This window comes from Azospirillum sp. 11R-A, assembly GCF_049472615.1.
GTDB lineage: Bacteria > Pseudomonadota > Alphaproteobacteria > Azospirillales > Azospirillaceae > Azospirillum > Azospirillum palustre.
Genome location: NZ_JBCEBL010000005.1, coordinates 274,935 through 291,669, shown reverse-complemented (window position 1 = coordinate 291,669; position 16,735 = coordinate 274,935). Strand labels below are relative to the sequence as shown.

The 16,735-nt window shown below is 67.7% G+C and carries 22 protein-coding genes and 1 tRNA gene; 14 read left to right on the top strand and 9 right to left on the bottom strand.

From position 1 onward, the window contains the following. Window positions 1-27: 27 nt before the first annotated feature. The 5 genes from ribH to VH569_RS10615 form a co-directional block, all read right to left on the bottom strand. The gene (gene ribH, locus VH569_RS10635; protein WP_098740208.1) at window positions 28-492 is read right to left on the bottom strand and encodes a 6,7-dimethyl-8-ribityllumazine synthase; all 465 of its coding nucleotides are present in this window, start codon (window positions 490-492) and stop codon (window positions 28-30) included. A gap of 18 nt (window positions 493-510) precedes the next feature. Then, window positions 511-1,650 carry a 3,4-dihydroxy-2-butanone-4-phosphate synthase gene (ribB, locus tag VH569_RS10630; RefSeq protein ID WP_098740207.1) on the bottom strand — a complete coding sequence of 380 codons (1,140 nt, stop codon included), beginning with the start codon at window positions 1,648-1,650 and terminating at the stop codon, window positions 511-513. Beyond that, window positions 1,647-2,234 (bottom strand): riboflavin synthase, encoded by a 588-nt coding sequence (locus tag VH569_RS10625; RefSeq protein WP_377809717.1) that lies wholly within the window; start codon window positions 2,232-2,234, stop codon window positions 1,647-1,649. The genes ribB and VH569_RS10625 overlap by 4 nt, the downstream gene beginning before the upstream one ends. Window positions 2,235-2,312: 78 nt before the next feature. Beyond that, complete coding sequence (gene ribD / locus VH569_RS10620) at window positions 2,313-3,455, bottom strand: bifunctional diaminohydroxyphosphoribosylaminopyrimidine deaminase/5-amino-6-(5-phosphoribosylamino)uracil reductase RibD (RefSeq protein ID WP_423315311.1); 1,143 nt, start codon at window positions 3,453-3,455, stop codon at window positions 2,313-2,315. Window positions 3,456-3,481: 26 nt separating this feature from the next. Then, the gene (locus VH569_RS10615; protein ID WP_395458310.1) at window positions 3,482-3,976 is read right to left on the bottom strand and encodes an outer membrane protein assembly factor BamE; all 495 of its coding nucleotides are present in this window, start codon (window positions 3,974-3,976) and stop codon (window positions 3,482-3,484) included. A 132-nt stretch (window positions 3,977-4,108) separates the two neighbouring features. On the opposite strand from VH569_RS10615, the gene VH569_RS10610 reads away from it, so the two are divergent. From VH569_RS10610 to VH569_RS10555, 12 genes are all read left to right on the top strand, one after another. Beyond that, window positions 4,109-4,702: a ubiquinol-cytochrome C chaperone family protein gene (locus VH569_RS10610; RefSeq protein WP_423315310.1), complete on the top strand. Its 594-nt coding sequence runs from the start codon at window positions 4,109-4,111 to the stop codon at window positions 4,700-4,702. A gap of 168 nt (window positions 4,703-4,870) precedes the next feature. Next, window positions 4,871-5,458: a YceD family protein gene (locus tag VH569_RS10605; RefSeq protein ID WP_423315309.1), complete on the top strand. Its 588-nt coding sequence runs from the start codon at window positions 4,871-4,873 to the stop codon at window positions 5,456-5,458. Between the two features lie 190 nt (window positions 5,459-5,648). Beyond that, on the top strand, window positions 5,649-5,837 hold the full coding sequence (gene rpmF / locus VH569_RS10600; RefSeq protein ID WP_012973646.1) for a 50S ribosomal protein L32: 189 nt from the start codon (window positions 5,649-5,651) through the stop codon (window positions 5,835-5,837). Between the two features lie 82 nt (window positions 5,838-5,919). Further along, a complete protein-coding gene (gene plsX / locus VH569_RS10595; protein ID WP_109095424.1) occupies window positions 5,920-6,972 on the top strand; it encodes a phosphate acyltransferase PlsX in 1,053 nt (350 codons plus the stop codon). A 3-nt stretch (window positions 6,973-6,975) separates the two neighbouring features. Next, window positions 6,976-7,947 carry a beta-ketoacyl-ACP synthase III gene (locus VH569_RS10590; RefSeq protein WP_423315308.1) on the top strand — a complete coding sequence of 324 codons (972 nt, stop codon included), beginning with the start codon at window positions 6,976-6,978 and terminating at the stop codon, window positions 7,945-7,947. Between the two features lie 151 nt (window positions 7,948-8,098). Next, entirely contained in the window at window positions 8,099-8,431 is a 333-nt protein-coding gene (locus tag VH569_RS10585; protein ID WP_098740199.1) for an integration host factor subunit alpha, read from the top strand. 103 nt (window positions 8,432-8,534) lie between these two features. Next, complete coding sequence (locus VH569_RS10580; RefSeq protein WP_423315307.1) at window positions 8,535-9,011, top strand: MerR family transcriptional regulator; 477 nt, start codon at window positions 8,535-8,537, stop codon at window positions 9,009-9,011. 94 nt (window positions 9,012-9,105) lie between these two features. After that, window positions 9,106-9,182, top strand: a tRNA-Pro gene (locus VH569_RS10575). 174 nt (window positions 9,183-9,356) lie between these two features. Then, complete coding sequence (locus VH569_RS10570) at window positions 9,357-9,632, top strand: hypothetical protein (protein ID WP_423315306.1); 276 nt, start codon at window positions 9,357-9,359, stop codon at window positions 9,630-9,632. Window positions 9,633-9,892: 260 nt separating this feature from the next. Continuing rightward, window positions 9,893-10,312 (top strand): organic hydroperoxide resistance protein, encoded by a 420-nt coding sequence (locus tag VH569_RS10565; RefSeq protein ID WP_423315305.1) that lies wholly within the window; start codon window positions 9,893-9,895, stop codon window positions 10,310-10,312. 141 nt (window positions 10,313-10,453) lie between these two features. Next, window positions 10,454-10,912 carry a MarR family winged helix-turn-helix transcriptional regulator gene (locus VH569_RS10560; protein ID WP_423315304.1) on the top strand — a complete coding sequence of 153 codons (459 nt, stop codon included), beginning with the start codon at window positions 10,454-10,456 and terminating at the stop codon, window positions 10,910-10,912. A gap of 72 nt (window positions 10,913-10,984) precedes the next feature. After that, on the top strand, window positions 10,985-11,587 hold the full coding sequence (locus VH569_RS10555; RefSeq protein ID WP_423315303.1) for a GNAT family N-acetyltransferase: 603 nt from the start codon (window positions 10,985-10,987) through the stop codon (window positions 11,585-11,587). Here the strand turns inward: VH569_RS10555 and VH569_RS10550 are convergent. The 3 genes from VH569_RS10550 to arsC all read right to left on the bottom strand — a co-directional run bounded on the left by VH569_RS10550 (window position 11,578) and on the right by arsC (window position 14,050). Continuing rightward, on the bottom strand, window positions 11,578-12,558 hold the full coding sequence (locus tag VH569_RS10550; protein WP_423315302.1) for an alpha/beta fold hydrolase: 981 nt from the start codon (window positions 12,556-12,558) through the stop codon (window positions 11,578-11,580). The two genes, VH569_RS10555 and VH569_RS10550, sit on opposite strands and share 10 nt — an antisense overlap. A gap of 149 nt (window positions 12,559-12,707) precedes the next feature. Next, complete coding sequence (gene prmB / locus VH569_RS10545; protein WP_423315301.1) at window positions 12,708-13,640, bottom strand: 50S ribosomal protein L3 N(5)-glutamine methyltransferase; 933 nt, start codon at window positions 13,638-13,640, stop codon at window positions 12,708-12,710. 68 nt (window positions 13,641-13,708) lie between these two features. Beyond that, entirely contained in the window at window positions 13,709-14,050 is a 342-nt protein-coding gene (gene arsC, locus VH569_RS10540; RefSeq protein ID WP_423315300.1) for an arsenate reductase (glutaredoxin), read from the bottom strand. 224 nt (window positions 14,051-14,274) lie between these two features. Between arsC and serA the strand changes: the two genes are divergently transcribed. Then, window positions 14,275-15,519 (top strand): phosphoglycerate dehydrogenase, encoded by a 1,245-nt coding sequence (serA, locus tag VH569_RS10535; RefSeq protein WP_098740188.1) that lies wholly within the window; start codon window positions 14,275-14,277, stop codon window positions 15,517-15,519. Window positions 15,520-15,639: 120 nt separating this feature from the next. Continuing rightward, window positions 15,640-16,362: a hypothetical protein gene (locus VH569_RS10530; RefSeq protein WP_423315299.1), complete on the top strand. Its 723-nt coding sequence runs from the start codon at window positions 15,640-15,642 to the stop codon at window positions 16,360-16,362. A 9-nt stretch (window positions 16,363-16,371) separates the two neighbouring features. On the opposite strand, the gene VH569_RS10525 is transcribed toward VH569_RS10530, so the two are convergent. Then, window positions 16,372-16,731 (bottom strand): HNH endonuclease, encoded by a 360-nt coding sequence (locus VH569_RS10525; protein WP_423315298.1) that lies wholly within the window; start codon window positions 16,729-16,731, stop codon window positions 16,372-16,374. Window positions 16,732-16,735: the final 4 nt, after the last annotated feature.

Sequence of the window (16,735 nt, the reverse complement as noted above, 5' to 3'; positions counted from 1 at the left end):
GTCGCTAAAAGAGAGGAGATGTCGGGGTCAGCGCGGATAGAGGCGGAATTTGCGCTTCAGGTCAATCATGTCAAGACAGGCGCGCGCGGCACGCCCGCCGGTATTGACCGATCCGACATTGGCGCGGGCCCAGGCCTGCTCGCGGTTTTCCACCGTCAGGATGCCGTTTCCAACCGCCAGACTGTAGCGCAGGGCCAGATCCTGAAGGCCGCGGGCGCTTTCGGCACAGATTGTGTCGTACCGCGTCGTCTCGCCCCGGATCACGCAACCGAGCGCGACATAGCCGTCGAAACGCTTACGGGCGGTGAAGAAATCCATGGAGCGGATGGCGTACATGATCGCCGCCGGAAGCTCCAGACAGCCGGGCACGCCATAGCGGATGTGCGTGGCCCCGGCGCGGTCGAGTTCCGCGACGGCGCCGCGCGCCAGTTCATCGGCGATGTCCTCGTGGACGCGGGCGTCCACGACCATGATGTGGGGCGTGTCGGTCATCCGGCGGCGTTCTGGTCCTCAGTCCTCACCGGGATCCGCGGCGCCCGGGTTGATCGCGCGGTGGCCGACCACGGTCAGGCCGTAGCCTTCCAGCCCGATGATCGGCTTCTTGCGGTTGGAGATCAGGGTCATCTTGCGCACGCCCAGATCCAGCAGGATCTGTGCGCCGATGCCATAGTCGCGCAGTTCCGGAACGCTGCCGGCCTGACCTTCCAGCCGCGCCTTCAGCACGGTGGAAAGGCCGTTCGGGTTCGGCTCGCGCAGCAGCACGACGACGCCGCGGCCTTCCTTGGCGATCAGCTCCATCGAGGCATGCAGGTCGTTGTCGCGGCCGGAGTTGCGGTCGCCCAGCACGTCGTCCAGCACCGACTGGGCATGCATGCGCACCAGCACCGGCTCGTCGCCGGAGATGTCGCCGCGGACCAGCGCGATGTGCTCCGCATACTGGATCTTGTTGATGTAGACGTAGGACTGGAAGCGCCCGCCATAGCGGCTGTCGAGATTGCCGGCCAGAACCTGCTCGACGATGGTCTCGGTGCGGCGGCGATAGGCGATCAGGTCGGCGATGGTGCCGACCTTCAGCCCGTGGAACTGGGCGAACTGCACCAGATCGGGCAGGCGGGCCATGGTGCCGTCGTCGTTCATGATCTCGCAGATCACGGCGGACGAGGAATGGCCGGACAGCCGGGCGATGTCGACCGAGGCCTCGGTATGGCCGGCGCGGACCAGCACGCCGCCGTCACGCGCCAGCAGCGGGAAGATGTGGCCGGGGGTGGCGAGGTCGTGCGGACCGGACGCCGGGTCGATGGCGACGGCGATGGTGCGGGCACGGTCGGCGGCGGAGATGCCGGTGGTCACGCCTTCGCGCGCCTCGATGGAGACGGTGAAGGCGGTCTGGTGGCGCGAGGCGTTCTGCTGCGCCATCAGCGGCAGGCGCAGCCGTTCGATGTTCGGCCGGTCCATGGTGAGGCAGATCAGGCCGCGCCCGTGCTTGGCCATGAAGTTCACCGCGTCCGGCGTGGCGCAGGAGGCGGGGATCACCAGATCGCCCTCGTTCTCCCGGTCCTCGTCATCGACCAGGATGAACATCCTGCCCTGACGCGCCTCTTCGATGATCTCTTCGGCCGTCGACAGGTAGTGGTGAAACTCGGACGTCATTCCTGCCCCGCGAGCCGGGCGACATAGCGCGCCAGCATATCGATTTCGAGATTGACCGCATCGCCCTCCGTCAGCCCGCCGAAGGTGGTGGCGGTCTGGGTGTGGGGGATGATGTTGACGCCGAAGCGGTTGCCTTCGACCTCGTTGACGGTCAGCGACACGCCGTCGATGGCGACCGAGCCCTTGGGCGCGATGTATTTGGCGAGTGTGGCCGGCGCCTCGAAGGTCAGGCGCAGCGATTCGCCTTCGGGGCGGACCGACAGCAGCCGGCCGACGCCGTCGACATGGCCGGACACGATGTGGCCGCCCAGCTCGTCGCCGACCTTCAGGGCGCGTTCCAGGTTTACGCGCGTGCCGGCTTCCCAGCCGCCGAGCGTCGTCTTCGACAGGGTTTCCCCAGACGCCTGGATGACGTAGGCCCCCGGTCCCTTTTCGATGACCGTCAGGCAGACGCCGTTATGGGCGATGGACGCCCCGATCGCGATCGTCTCCGTGTCGAAGGCGGTCTCGATGGTGAACCGGGTGTCGCCCTGCCGCTCCACGGCCCGGACGCGCCCGACATCGGTGATGATTCCGGTGAACATGCGGGGGAATTTAGCAGGTTTCGCGGCCAGGGGAAGCGGGCGCGACACCGCAGGCGGCGCAACGGTCTGTTGCGTGGGCTAGATCGACGCTGCGGAGGCTTTCCGGCGGTAGCTTTCGGCCAGATCGGCGCCGGCGCTGCGGATGGCGGTGCGTTCGAAGCGCGCCATCGCGGCCAGCGCCTCGACTCCGAAGCCGGCGACCGCCGGCAACCCGTCGCCGCCGATCAGCGAGGCGGCGCGGAACCATTCCAGCCGGTCGACCAGACCGGCACCGAGCAGGGCGCCGGCCATCGACGCCCCGCCCTCCACCAGCACGCGGGTGATGCCGCGGGTGGCGAGGGCCGTCATCGCGGCGGCGGGATCGACACGTCCGTCGGGCCCGGCGGCGACCGGGATCGGCTCGACGCCGAGCGCCGTCAGAGCCTCGGCCCGCACGGGGTCGGGAGTGGGGCCGGTGACGACCCAGGTCGGAATGTGGCGAGCGCCGGTGGCGAGCTTCGCCGTCGGCGGCAGGCGCAGGCTGCTGTCCACCACAACGCGCACCGGGCTGCGGTCTTCCAGGCCGGGCAGGCGGCAGCTCAGTTCGGGATCGTCGGCCAGGGCGGTGCCGATGCCGACCAGGATGGCGTCATGGCTGGCGCGCAGCCGGTGGCCCCAGGCGCGGGCGGTCGGGCCGGTGATCCACTGCGACTCGCCGGTGGCGGTGGCGATGCGGCCGTCCAGCGTGCTGGCGACCTTGCATGTGATCAGCGGGCGGCCCAGCGTGATGCGGTTGAAGAAGCCCTCGTTCAGGGTCAGCGCCTCGGCCTCGCAGACGCCGGTGGTCACCGCGATGCCGGCATCGCGCAGCCGCGTCAACCCACCGCCGGCAACCCGCGGGTCGGGGTCTTGGCAGGCGACGACGACGCGCGCCACCTTCGCCTCGACCAGCGCCAGGGCGCAGGGCGGCGTCTTGCCATAATGGTTGCAGGGCTCCAGCGTGACGTAGGCGGTGGCGCCTTCCGCTCCGCCGGACAAGGTGCTGGCGCGGGCCAGCGCCTCCGCCTCGGCATGGGGACGGCCGCCGGGCTGGGTCCAGCCGCGGCCGATCACGGCGCCGTCGCGGACCAGCACGCAGCCGACCGCGGGATTGGGCCAGGTCCGCCCCAGCCCGCGCGCCGCGAGCGACAGGGCGGCGCGCATGTGGCGCAGGTCGGTGTCGATATCGGAAAGAGCGGGCACGGCGGTCCGGGCTATCGGCCGGCCGATCAGCTGCCGGGGCCCTTGCCCTTGGTGTCCTTGGCGGAGAAGCGGCCGACGTTGCCCATCATCTGTTCCAGGAAGCCCATCTCGCGGCCGGCGGTGGGGGTGGTGCGCTCCACCAGATCGATGTCCTGGCCGTTCGACTTGTCGAGCGTCTTGATCTCGCGCAGGACGCCGTTGTCGTCGAAGCGGGCGACGACGACGCGGCGCTCCATGACTTCGGGCTCGAAGAAGGCGGTCTTCTCGGTCTTCTGCCCGATATAGTACCAGACGTTTGGATCGAAGGTGCCGACCGAGGTTGGCGTGCCCAGCACCGCGGCGACGTCGTCGCGCCGGCTCTGGCCCGGTTGCAGTTCCGCCACCAGCTGCGGGTCCGTCAGGTTGCCGCGGGTGGCGACGGTGGGCGAGCAGCCGGTCGCGGCGAGGCCGGCGAGCAGGACGCTGCCCAGCAGGGCGGTGCGAATGACGGTGCGGGGGGCGGAAAAGTTCGATCTGGTCATGGTGCTCGGGCTATGATGGAGCCGGCGGGGCAACGAGGCCGTTCACGGCTGTGGACAGTCTCCGGGCGGGACAATCGCACCGGCTGCTTCGCCCTGTCAACGAGACTCCGAGTCGGGGAAGGGCTGCCGTTCGTGTCAGGAAGCTTTATCGGCCGTTTGCTGGGCCCTCTGCTGGGCCCTCTCTCGGGTCGTGTCGGGGGCGGAGACCGCGCCCGCACCGCCGCCGCGGTGGGCGGCCTGTTCACTGCCGTCGTCGGGCAGGCCCGCGAACCGGGCTTCTACAGCGCGCTTTCCGTACCCGACAGCCTGGACGGGCGGTTCGAGATGGTGGCGCTGCACATGCTGCTGGTGATGCGCCGGCTGAAGGGGCAGGGGCCGGAGGCGGGCAAACTGTCGCAGCGCCTCTACGAGACGATGGTCGACGATTTCGAGAAGTCGCTGCTGGAGATGGGGGTCGGCGACAGCGGCATCGCCCGGCGCGTGAAGACGATGGCGCGCGGGATGGCCGGGCGGATCCGCGCCTATGACGAGGCGCTGGCCGACTCCGACGGCCGCAGGCTGGAGGTGGCGCTGGACAACAACCTCTATGGCACGGTCGATCCGGTGCCGGACGGGGCGCTGACGACCATGGCCGCCTATGTCCGCAGCTGTGCCGCGACGCTCGACGCCCAGCCGCTGGAGTCGCTGATGCGGGGCGAGATCCGCTTCGCACCGGTGCCCGCCTGACCGCTTCCCTATATATGAAGAGTCGCCCTGGGATATCTTTGCGTCCCGCCGACGCCTGCCGCAGCGTCTGGGGACTTGCCTTTCCAGGCCGCGGGCTGCATGTGACTCGGGTGTCGCCGGGCGTTCGCCGCGCCGGCCGTTTTGGTTTTCGATCGGAAAGTCTTTGCCATGAGCCCTGCCAACGGCGCCCTGCCGGCCCCGGAATTCTCGCGCGTCGTCAATGCCGACACGGTGCGTCGTGCCGAGGTGAGCGAAACCATCGAAGCGACGGAGACGGAGCGCCGCGCGCTCGCCGAACGGCTGGAGCTGGAGGCGGTCGGCAGCCTGACCGCCACGGTGAAGCTGCGCGCCGTGCGCGGCGGCCAGATGATCCGGGTGTCCGGACAGCTGGAGGCCGACGTCGTCCAGACCTGCGTCGTGACGCTGGAGCCGGTGCCGGCCCATGTCAGCGAACGTTTCGAGGCGCTGTTCGCTCCGGAGTCGATGATCGAGGACCCGGGGCTGGAGATCGATTTCGACGCCTCCCTGTCCGACGAGGACGTTCCCGAGCCGATGGAGAACAACCGAATCGACATCGGCGAGCTGACGGCGCAGCACCTGTCGCTGGGGCTCGACCCCTATCCGCATGCCGAAGGCGTGGACTTCGAGGGCTACCGCGAGCATGAGGAAGGGGAGGCGGTGGAGGAAGAGGCCGCCGCGGAGTCTGAAAAACCCAATCCCTTCGCCGTCCTGCAGCAGTTGAAGCCGCGGGACTGATCCGGCTGTTGCTTTCTCCGCCGCGTCTTGTATAAGGGCCGGCACTTCCACCCCCACCAATGAGCGGCCCGGGGTTGCGAAATGGGGGTTGTTCGGGCTTGCCCTTTTGGGGCATTTGCCTTATTGAATGCCGCTCGCGCTGGGCGGCCCCTGTTCGGGCCGCCCTTTCCAATGAAGAGAGTTTACGGTCATGGCTGTTCCGAAGAAGAAGACCTCCAAGTCGCGGCGCAACATGCGTCGTTCGCACCACGCTCTGCCGACTTCGGCCTACAACGAGTGCCCGAACTGCGGTGAGCTGAAGCGTCCGCACCACGTCTGCGGGTCTTGCGGCCATTACGACCAGCGTGAAGTGGTTCAGAGCGGCACCGCGGCCGCTTGATCCGCATCGCGTTGTCTGAGGTCCCGTTGATCGGGGGCGCCCGTCGCCCCTGCCGGGGTCCAAGCCGGGGAGCCTGTTCGCGGTGAGCCAGCGCCTGACCATCGCCCTGGATGCCATGGGTGGCGATCACGGTCCCGACATGGTCATTGCCGGGGCGGACATCGCGCGGGAACGCCATCCCGACGTGCGTTTTCTGCTGTATGGCGACCAGCAGCGGCTTGAGCCGCTGCTGAACCAGCGGCCTGCGTTGAAGGCGGTGGCGGAAATCCGCCACACCGCCGACTTCGTGGCCGGGGACGCCAAGCCTGCGGTTGCGCTGCGTGCGGGTCGCCAGTCCAGCATGAGGCTTGCCATCGACGCCGTTGCGGCGGGCGAGGCGGCCTGCGTGGTGTCGGCCGGCAACACCGGCGCCCTGATGGCGATGGCCAAGTTCGTGCTGAAGACGCTGCCGGGCATCGACCGGCCGGCGATGGCCTCCTTCTTCCCGACGCAACGGGGCGAGAGCGTGATGCTGGACCTCGGCGCCAATGCCGAGTGCCAGCCTGAAAACCTCGTTCAGTTCGCCGTGATGGGGGCCGTCTTCGCACGTGCCATCCTGGGCCTGCCGCAGCCGTCGATCGGCGTGCTGAACATCGGCTCGGAAGACATGAAGGGCAACGAGGTGGTGCGTGCCGCGGCGGCCAGCCTGCGTGACATGCCGCTTCCCGGCCGCTTCCATGGCTTCGTCGAAGGCACCGACATCGGGCTGGGCACGGTGGACGTCATCGTCACCGACGGCTTCACCGGCAATGTCGCGCTGAAGACGGCGGAGGGGACGGCGAAGCTGTTCTCCGAATTCCTGCGCCGCACCTTCGCGACGTCCTTCCTGGCACGGATCGGCTACCTGCTGGCCCGCGGCGCCTTCAAGCGCTTCCGCGAGCGGATCGACCCGCGCCGCTACAACGGCGCGATGTTCCTCGGCCTGCGCGGCGTCTGCGTGAAGAGCCATGGCGGCACCGACGCTGTCGGCTTCGCCAATGCCGTTGCGGTCGCCATCAATCTGGCGACGCACGGCTTCAACGAACGCATCAAGGAAGAGATGGGACGTATAGCCGACGCGACCCCTCTTCCCGACACGAAGGCGGCGGCGGGCTGAACAATGGTCATGCGTTCCCGAGTTCTGGGTTGCGGCATCTTCCTGCCGTCCAACGTCGTCACAAACCAAGATCTGGAACAGCGGGTCGACACGACGGACGAATGGATCGTCCAGCGCACCGGCATCAGGTCCCGCCACATCGCCGCCGAGGGGGAGAAGACCTCCGACCTCGCCATCGCCGCGGCGACGCGGGCGCTGGAGCATGCGGGCGTGCCGGGCAGCAGCATCGACTGCATCATCCTGGCCACCACCACCCCGGACAACACCTTCCCGGCCACGGCCACCAAGGTGCAGGCCGCGCTGGGCGCCGGCGGTTTCGCCATGGACATCCAGGCGGTCTGCGCCGGCTTCGTGTATGCCATGTCGGTGGCCGACAATTTCCTGCGCAACGGCCAGGCGCGCCGCGCTCTGGTGATCGGTGCGGAGACCTTCTCCCGCCTGCTGGACTGGAACGACCGCACCACCTGCGTGCTGTTCGGTGACGGCGCCGGCGCCATCGTCATGGAGGCCTACGAGGCCAGGGGCGATTCGAGCGACCGCGGCGTGCTGTCCACCCACCTGCATTCCGACGGCAACCAGTACGACCTGCTCTATGTCGATGGCGGCGCGTCCTCGACCGGCACCATCGGCCATGTCCGCATGCATGGGCAGGAAATCTTCCGCCATGCCGTGTCGAAGCTGTCGGCGGTGGTCGAGGAGGCCCTGGCCGCCAACGGCCTGGAGTCGACTGACATCGACTGGATGGTGCCGCACCAGGCGAATCGCCGCATCATCGACGGGCTGGCCCGCAAGATGAAGCTGTCGCCGGAAAAGGTGGTGCTGACGGTGGACCGCCACGGCAACACCTCCGCGGCGTCGATCCCGCTGGCCCTGGGCGAGGCGGTGGCGGACGGCCGCATCAAGCGCGGCGACCTGATCCTGATGGAAGCCATCGGCGGCGGCCTGACCTGGGGGTCGGCGCTGGTCCGCTGGTAAGGCGTCCTCCGCATATCGCACATCCGTCATGCTGCGATGCACGCCCGGCCGGGCTTCGGCCGGGCCGTATGAGACTGCCAAGCTTTTGAATTGACGGACCTTCTTTCGCCGGATTACCGTCTTTGCAACGGTTGCGGGGGGAGGTCTGACAATGTCGCAAAATACCGTAACGCGCGCCCAACTGAGCGAAGCCGTCTACCAGGAAGTCGGACTTTCGCGCAACGAGTCGGCCGATCTGGTCGAAACGGTGCTCGACGAGATTTCCGATGCCCTGTCCCGGGGGGAGATGGTCAAGATCTCGTCCTTCGGCAGTTTCCAGGTCCGCCAGAAAGGCGAACGAGTCGGCCGCAACCCCAAGACCGGGGAAGAGGTGCCGATTCTGCCGCGCCGTGTTCTGGTGTTCCGTGCCAGCCATGTGCTGAAACACCGAATCAACGAGGTTCAGGAGGGTGGGGCACCGACGCCTGCGCGGGCGCTGTCCTGACGCCGGTCGATTGCGATGACCTCTCCGCCTTGTCCGTCGCCGTGCCGTGCCTTACCGCGGATCGCCGCTGGCGGCCTCTGTCGGACGGCGGCCTGATCGCGCCATGAAATCCGCCACGGCCTATCGCACCATCAGCGAGGTGTCGACCGACCTCAACGTGCCTCAGCATGTACTGCGGTTCTGGGAAACGAAGTTCCCCCAGATCCGTCCGCTGAAGCGCGGTGGCGGCCGGCGCTATTACCGGCCGGAGGATGTCGAACTCCTGCGGCGGATCCAGGCTCTGCTGTATGAGGACCGCTACACCATCAAGGGCGTCCAGCGTCTGCTGAAGGAAGGGCGCATGTCCGACCCGACCCCGCCGCTGCCCGAGGATGCCGACGATGGTGGCGGGCCGGTCGATGCGGACGGATTCGGCGGCGACGTCGCCGACGATGACAGGGATGACGACAGGGAGGCGGGCGAGGATCATCCGCCGCTGTCGGACGCGGTCCGGCACGAGATCACCATGGTTCTGGACGAGCTGAAATCGCTGCAATCGGTGCTGTCCCGCCTGTCCGAAATTGGGGGCAAAAAAAGCTGAAAAATCATCACGGGAGATGTTGCATCGGCGAAAGCCCGCGGCTATAGTCCCGTTCCCTTCCGGAGCCAAGCCGCAAGCACTGCGGTGATGTTGACGGAGCGTAGCGCAGCCTGGTAGCGCATCAGACTGGGGGTCTGGGGGTCGCAGGTTCGAATCCTGTCGCTCCGACCAGTTCCGGAGGGAACGAAAAAGCCCTGGAACCCAACGGTTCCAGGGCTTTTTCTTTGCCCGGGTTCTGGGGGGCGGCGCGTCTTCTATCGGCACTGTATGGAAGTCTTGGGCGGGAAGACAGACGCACGGGGCCGGCGCAATGGGAGTGTCCGCAAGCGAAGCGGGACCGAGCGCATGCTTTGGCGCGTTCATGCTCCACAGTGTCGCAACGAGGCCATCATGCTCCAACTCAATCCGCCGCTTCCCATGGACACCCCAAAGGGCCCCGCCCTTGCGCATTTCCTCATCGACTATGGCGCCGAGCATGATTTGTGCTGGGTCTGTTTCCAGGATGAGACGGGCGAATGCTGGACATGGCGGAACCGGGACGTGCGGGCGCCCAAGAACATCACCATGGGGCGCAGGACCGACGAACGGCGCGGCAAGGTGGACCTCCGGGTGGCGGAATGAAAAGCCTTTCACGTCGCTGAAGGCGTTGCGGCCGGAGAATCCGGGCAGAGCTGGCGCTGCCCGCGCCTCCGCCGCTTTCTCTTATATGCCGTGCCATGCGCCAGACGCATTGCGCACAATCGAATAACGCGCAATCAAATACATTGCGTGCAATTCGATTGTGCGTCACTGTTCCTCTCACAAGATCACGGGGGCCGGTTCGAGCCGCCGCCCAGGAAACCAAACTCCGCCACTCAGCGATCAATGAAGGAGCACACGTCATGAAGACCCTGTATTCGACCAAGGTGACCGCCACCGGTGGCCGCGACGGCAAGGCCGTCAGCGAGGATGGCCTGCTGTCGGTCGCGCTGGCCGCGCCGAAGGAGCTGGGTGGCCAGGGTGGTGCCACCAACCCCGAGCAGCTGTTCGCCGCCGGCTATTCCGCCTGCTTCATCGGCGCCATCAAGTTCGTCGGCAACCGCGACAAGATCGCCGTCCCGGCCGATCTGACGGTGAACGCCACGGTCGGCATCGGTGCCCGCGACGATGGCGAAGGGTTCGGCCTGACGGTCGATTTCGTGGTTTCGCTGCCGGGCATGGACAAGGCCGCCGCCGAGGATCTGCTGGCCCGCGCCCATAAGGTCTGCCCGTACAGCCACGCCACCAGGGGCAACATCCCGGTCACCACGACCGTTGCCTGAGGGCCGGGCCTGAGCCCATCGCCTGAAGCGAAAAGTCTTCGGCATTGCGCCGCCGGGCTGTTGCGCGCGATTGTGCAGTCCGCACGATCGACCGACGCGCGGCATCCCGGCGGCGCGCCGTCTTTTCAAGGTTCAGACATCATGGCAGCCGACAGGGACGATCCGCTTCTGCTTTCCAATCAGGCGTGCTTCGCGCTCTATTCCGCCAATCTGGCGATGAGCCGCGTCTATCGCCCGATGCTGGAGCAGCTTGGCCTGACCTATCCGCAGTATCTGATCATGCTGCTGCTGTGGGAGGAGGACGGGCAGTCGATGAAGTTGCTCGGCGAGCGGCTTGGGCTGGACAGCGGCACGCTGACCCCGCTGCTGAAGCGGATGGAAGGGCAGGGACTGCTGACCCGCCGCCGCGATCCGCAGGACGAGCGGCTGGTCCGCATCGGCCTGACCGGCGAAGGGGCGGCCTTGCGGACGCAGGCCGAATGCCTGCCGACGCGAATCGCCGCCGCCGCCGGCTGCTCCGCCGCGGAGCTGATGTCGCTCCGCGATGCGCTGCTGCGGCTGCGCGACGATTTGAACCGGGCGGCCGATCAGGACAGATAAGATTGAGACTGGAAATCGTCGGCAGGAGAGCCTTTTCTATCCAGCCGCTTTCCCGATCCAAGGGTTCCGCCCGTGAGTTCCGCACTGACTGACGACCGCCTCCGCCTTCGCTCCGCCGATGCCGACGACGCACCGGATCTGGCACGGCTGATCGACATCGCCGGCGGCGGCGTCTACGAATTCCTGCTCGACGGGCTGGTGCCGGGGATGACTGCGGCGGAGATGCTGATGCCCGGTCTGGCCGGGCGCAGCGGGTCGCTGTCGCATCGCCAGAGCGGTGTCGCCGAACTGGATGGGCAGGTGATCGGCATCGCCCATGGCTATCCCACCGACTGGATCCGGACGGAGGATTACAGCGGCCTGCCGCCCGACCGCGTCGCCCATATGGGCGCATTCCCCGAAACGCTGGACTGGGGCAGCTATTTCCTGTCCGCCCTGGCGGTCGATCCCGCATTCCGGCGCCACGGCATCGCCGGCCGGTTGCTCGGCTGGTTCTACGAGCGGGCACGGACCGGCGGATTCGACCGGGTCACCCTGCATGTCTGGGCCGACAACGAGCCGGCCCGCCGTCTCTACGTCGGCGAGGGGTTCGAGGAGATCGGCAGCGCCGCCATCCCCTGGCACCCCCGGCTGCCGCACCAGGGCGGCAGCATCCTGATGCGGCGCTATCTGTGAGCGGCGATCCGCGGAGTCGCCTCCAGGGCTGACAGCTCCCCGATCCGGCGCACGACCAGGTCCGGGTCGGCATAATGGACCATGTGGCCGGAGTCCGGCACCCAATGCAGGGTGCTGTCGGGCAGCACATGATGCAGCCGGCCGCTCTGCTCCTCCTGCTCGACCACGCGGTCGTGATGGCCGGCGAAGATCGCCACCGGGACGGTCACCTCGGCGTAACGGTGCTGCAGGCGTTCGGCGGCGGGCGCCATGGTCACGCCATCTTGGGCGTTGGCGCGCATCTGGCCCGGCCGGATGGTCAGGGCGGCGGGGAAGCTCTCGGTCAGATGGTCCGGCACCGGACGGGGCGAGAACAGCGTCTTCAACAGCCCCGGCATCATCGCCATCGAAACCGGCGGCGACAGGGTGTGACGCAGAAGGTCGCCCAGCACCGGCATCGCCAACGGCGCCACCAGAGCCGCATCGGCCCGCTTGGTCGGGAAATAATAGCCGGCCATCAGCACCAGGCCCTTCACCGTCCGCGGATGGTCCAGGGCCAGGGCCAGCGCCACCAGCGTGGCGTAGGAATGGCCGACGACCACGGCGTCCTCGATCTCCAGCGCGGCGAAGGCCCGGGCCAGCAGGTCGGCCTGATCCTCCGGCGTCCAGGCGCGATCCCGCGGGCGGTCGCTGTGGCCCATGCCGGGCCGGTCGAAGGCGATCACCCGGTGGGTCCGGGCCAAACGCTGGAACAGCCCGCTCGCCAACGAATCGCCGAGGGCGGAGACATTGCCGTGCAGCAGCACGACCGGCGGGCCTTCGCCGGCCTCCATGTAATGAAGCCGGACGCCATCGACGGTGAGGAAACGGCCTTCGGGCGGATAGCGCCGTTCGGCCGCGCGGGTGGCAAGCGTGTTGGCGACGGCCAATCCGCCCAGGGTCAGCGCGGTGAGGCCCAGGGTCTTGAGGATGGTGGAGCGGCGGTCGGTCATCGGCGGCGTCCTCTCGGGGCTGCTGCGGTGCAACATCGTGAGAGGACAACCGGCGGGCGGGAGAAGGGTTCCTGGGGACATCGAAACCCTCACCCGGTCCTCGCCGGATGGGGAAGACCGAAGTGGGGCAATCGCTCTCTACCTTCGGCTCACTTCCCGGCCTTCAGCTGGTCCCGGGTCAGCCAGAACACCTCGCCGAAGCTGTTGGCGGTCTGCAGCCACAGGAAGTCCAGCTGGGGATACTCCGCCTCCAGAATCTCGCGGCCAGTGCCGAACTCGCAGAGCAGGCCGCCCTCCGGCGTCAGGTGCTTGGGCGCTTCCTTCAGGATGCGGCGGACGATGTCCAGCCCGTCGTCGCCGCCGGCCAGCGCCAGTGCCGGCTCGGCCCGGAATTCCGGCGGCAGGGCGTCCATCGCCTCGGCATCGACATAGGGCGGGTTGGTGATGATGACGTCGTATTTCCGCGTCTTCAGCGGGGCGAACAGGTCGCCCTGATGCAGGGTAATGCGGTCCGCGAAGCCGCTGTCGGCGACGTTGCGCTTCGCCACCTCCAGCGCGTCGGGCGACAGGTCCACCGCGTCGACCTGGGCCTCCGGGAAAATGCGGGCAGCCAGGATGGCGAGGCAGCCGGATCCGGTGCACAGATCCAGCACCCGCTCGACCGAGGTCGGGTCCTCGACCAGCGTGAAGTCGTCGCCGCCGAACATGTCGGAGAACAGCAGCTCGCCGATGTAGGAGCGCGGGACGATCACCCGCTCGTCCACATAGAAGGGGATGCCCTGGATATAGGCCTTGTTCAGCAGATAGGGCGCCGGCTTGCGGGTGTCGATGCGGGCATGGAGGATGCCGGCCACCGCCTCGCGCTCCGCCGCGGTCAGCCGGGAATCCAGATAGGGGTCGAGCTGGTCGACCGGCAGGTGCAGCGACTCCAGCACCAGGAACACCGCCTCGTCGAAGGCCGTGGTGGTGCCGTGGCCGTAATCCAGATCGGCCTCGTTGAAGCGGCTGACGCCGTAGCGCAGAAAATCGCGGATGGTCGACAGCTCAGCGGCGGCGGATGCTGCGGTGTGCTTGCTGGTCACGGGCGGAGGGCTCCGGTGAAGGGGCGGGGGTTGAGGGGGCAGAGCAAGTCAAAGCGGATCGAAGCGGATCAGAGCAGGTCCAGCACCGACTCCGGCGGGCGGCCGACGCGGGCGCGGTCGCCCTTGACCACGATGGGGCGCTCGATGGCCGCCGGATTGGCGGACAGGGCGGCGACCAGCGCCTCGCCGTCGAGGTCCTTCGCGATGCCGGCCTCCGCCGCTTCCCTAGCGCGGGTGATGTCGCGCGGCCCCTTGCCCAGCTTGGCGAGGATGGCCGACAGCTCCGCCGCGCTCGGCGGGGTCTTCAGATACTCGATCACCGTCGGCTCGACGCCGCGGGAGCGCAGAAGCTCCAGCGTCTCGCGCGATTTGCTGCAACGCGGGCTGTGATAGATCGTCACGTCGCTCATGACAGGCTTTCCAGGTTTGAAGCGCGGTCAGACTGATACACCCAACCCGCGCTGCGCGCCAATCCGGCATGCGGAAACGGACGCCGCGGCGCAACATCCGTCAGGTGACAAGGGCTGCCTTTGGTATTATTTTGCGCGCTCGCTTTTCCGAAAGGCCCTACGCGCCGTATCCCGGTGGGCTGGCCTTGCGGGACAGAACCGATGCCCAGATACGGAAGCCGGCCGTGACCAAGCTCTCGCTCTCCAAGGACAAGATCAACATCCTTCTGCTGGAAGGTGTCCACGACAACGCCATCGACGAGCTGGCCCGCGGCGGTTATGCCTCCGTCGAGCGGCTGCCGCGCGCGCTGGACGAGTCCGAGCTGCTGGAACGCATCGGCTCGGTCCACATCCTGGGCATCCGCTCGCGGACGCACCTGACCGCCAAGGTGTTCGAGGCGGCGAGCAAGCTGATCACCGTCGGCTGCTTCTGCATCGGCACCAACCAGGTCGACCTGAAGGCGGCGCGCCGCCACGGCGTGCCGGTGTTCAACGCCCCCTATTCCAACACCCGGTCGGTGGCGGAGCTGGTGATCGGCGAGATCATCATGCTGATGCGCGGCATCTTCGAGAAGTCGCAGCTGGTGCATGGCGGCGGCTGGATGAAGTCGGCCAAGGACTCTTACGAGATCCGCGGCAAGACGCTGGGCATCGTCGGCTACGGCCACATCGGCACCCAGGTGTCGATCCTGGCCGAAGCGATGGGCATGCAGGTCCGCTTCTACGATACCGTGCGCAAGCTGGCGCTCGGCAATGCGCGGGCCTGTGACTCGCTGGAGGAGCTGCTGTCGGTGTCCGACGTGGTGACCCTGCATGTGCCCGACACCCCGCAGACCCGCGACATGATCGGCGAGCGTGAGCTGGCCGCCATGAAGAAGGGCAGCCACCTGATCAACGCCGCCCGCGGGCAGGTGGTGGAGATCGAGGCGCTGGCCGCCGCGATGAACTCCGGCCACATCCTGGGCGCCGCCATCGACGTCTTCCCGGTTGAGCCCGGTTCCGACAAGGAAGAGTTCCAGAGCGCGCTGCGCGGCATCAAGACCGCCATCCTGACCCCGCACATCGGCGGCTCGACGATGGAGGCCCAGGCCAACATCGGCACCGAGGTGGCGCAGAAGCTGCTGGAGTATTCGGACAACGGCTCCACCGTCGGCGCCGTCAACTTCCCGCAGGTGGCGCTGCCGGTGCAGGCCGGCTGCACCCGTTTCCTGCACGTCCACGAGAACCGTCCGGGCATGCTGCGCAAGGTGAACGAGGTGTTCTCCGGCCGCGACCTGAACATCGCCGCCCAGTATCTCCAGACCGATCCGGAGCTGGGCTATGTGGTGGTCGACGTCAACGGCGACGTCGACGAGCTGGAGGTCGTCAACGACCTGCGCGCCATCGAAGGCACCCTGAAGGCGCGCTTCCTGTTCCCCTCCAAGCATTGAGGACGGCATTGGGGGCCGCCGCCGGAGACCTGCGGTGGCGGCCCTTCCATATCTCTTGCCGTCAAATCTCTTGCCGCCAAATCTCTTGTAGGAGAACGGTTTCCCGGTAACAGTGCTGGGATGACCGTTCGCCTCCTGTTCCTCGCCCTTGCGGCAATCCTGCTGTCCATGTCGCCGGCTGCGGCGCAGTCGAACGGCTGCACCGGATTTCCGCCGGCCACGCTGGACCTCGACACCGTGCTGGCGCCGATCCAGCGTGACGATGCGCTGTCGATCCCGCAGCTCACCCGCCTGCCGGGACGCACGCCGGGTCCGGTCAGCACCACCGACAGCCATGTGCTGGGGCTGACCCAGGCGCGCTACGGCGAGCAGTCCCAGGTGTCGGCCCTGTTCAAGACGATGGGCGACGGCACCTATTGCGCCTCGGCCAGCAAGCTTGCCATCAGTTTCGGCTTCCAGCAGCGCATCGTCCATGTCGCCCGGGAAATCCCCGCCGGCTCCTGCCTGCATGGCGAGGTGCTTGCCCACGAGATGCGCCATGTCGCGGTGGACGAGGCCCTGCTGCAGGAGATGATGCCGCAGATCCGCAGCCGGCTGGATCAGGTTATCGCGGAGATGGCGCCGGTGCGGTCGCGCAGCCAGTCGCAGGCGATGGCGGCGGTCCGCCGGCCGCTCGAATCGGCGATGCGGCGGATCATGCAGGAGTTCGGTCGCGAGCGCGACCGCCGGCAGGCCCAGGTCGATACGGTCGAGGAGTATGAGCGGGTCAGCCGGGTCTGCAACGGTGAAGCCCGCAATTACCTGCCGAAACCCGCCACGCGGCGGACCGTCCGCCAGGGCTGACTCCAGCGTTCAGCGCTTGCGCCGCCGCCGGTCTCCGGCTTGCCGGTCGGTGGCGTGGCCGTCGTTGAATTCCGGCGGCTTGCGGCGGACCCAGCGGATGAAGCCGGCGATGTCGGGATGGCCGCGCAGGGCGTCGATCTCGTGATACCGGTCGCGCAGCTGCTGCTCGGTCAGCACCGCATGGATTTTCGCATGGCAGATGCGGTGCATCGTCACCGTCTCGCGCCCGCCATAGGTGCGGGGGATCAGATGGTGTTCGTTCAGGCTGGCGCCCGGCACCATCGGCCGGCCGCAGAGCGGGCAGGCGGGGCCGTCTGGCTCGGCGGCCCGATGGGGCTTGTGGGAAAACGGATGGTCGGGAAGACGCATATCT

Bases quoted from the DNA above. Each gene is read 5' to 3' on its own strand.
- ribH (WP_098740208.1), bottom strand. From the start codon at position 492: ATGACCGACACGCCCCACATCATGGTCGTGGACGCCCGCGTCCACGAG.
- ribB (WP_098740207.1), bottom strand. From the start codon at position 1,650: ATGACGTCCGAGTTTCACCACTACCTGTCGACGGCCGAAGAGATCATC.
- VH569_RS10625 (WP_377809717.1), bottom strand. From the start codon at position 2,234: ATGTTCACCGGAATCATCACCGATGTCGGGCGCGTCCGGGCCGTGGAG.
- VH569_RS10615 (WP_395458310.1), bottom strand. From the start codon at position 3,976: ATGACCAGATCGAACTTTTCCGCCCCCCGCACCGTCATTCGCACCGCC.
- VH569_RS10605 (WP_423315309.1), top strand. From the start codon at position 4,871: ATGAGCCCTGCCAACGGCGCCCTGCCGGCCCCGGAATTCTCGCGCGTC.
- rpmF (WP_012973646.1), top strand. From the start codon at position 5,649: ATGGCTGTTCCGAAGAAGAAGACCTCCAAGTCGCGGCGCAACATGCGT.
- VH569_RS10590 (WP_423315308.1), top strand. From the start codon at position 6,976: ATGGTCATGCGTTCCCGAGTTCTGGGTTGCGGCATCTTCCTGCCGTCC.
- VH569_RS10585 (WP_098740199.1), top strand. From the start codon at position 8,099: ATGTCGCAAAATACCGTAACGCGCGCCCAACTGAGCGAAGCCGTCTAC.
- VH569_RS10580 (WP_423315307.1), top strand. From the start codon at position 8,535: ATGAAATCCGCCACGGCCTATCGCACCATCAGCGAGGTGTCGACCGAC.
- VH569_RS10570 (WP_423315306.1), top strand. From the start codon at position 9,357: ATGCTTTGGCGCGTTCATGCTCCACAGTGTCGCAACGAGGCCATCATG.
- VH569_RS10565 (WP_423315305.1), top strand. From the start codon at position 9,893: ATGAAGACCCTGTATTCGACCAAGGTGACCGCCACCGGTGGCCGCGAC.
- VH569_RS10560 (WP_423315304.1), top strand. From the start codon at position 10,454: ATGGCAGCCGACAGGGACGATCCGCTTCTGCTTTCCAATCAGGCGTGC.
- VH569_RS10550 (WP_423315302.1), bottom strand. From the start codon at position 12,558: ATGACCGACCGCCGCTCCACCATCCTCAAGACCCTGGGCCTCACCGCG.
- arsC (WP_423315300.1), bottom strand. From the start codon at position 14,050: ATGAGCGACGTGACGATCTATCACAGCCCGCGTTGCAGCAAATCGCGC.
- VH569_RS10530 (WP_423315299.1), top strand. From the start codon at position 15,640: ATGACCGTTCGCCTCCTGTTCCTCGCCCTTGCGGCAATCCTGCTGTCC.
- VH569_RS10525 (WP_423315298.1), bottom strand. From the start codon at position 16,731: ATGCGTCTTCCCGACCATCCGTTTTCCCACAAGCCCCATCGGGCCGCC.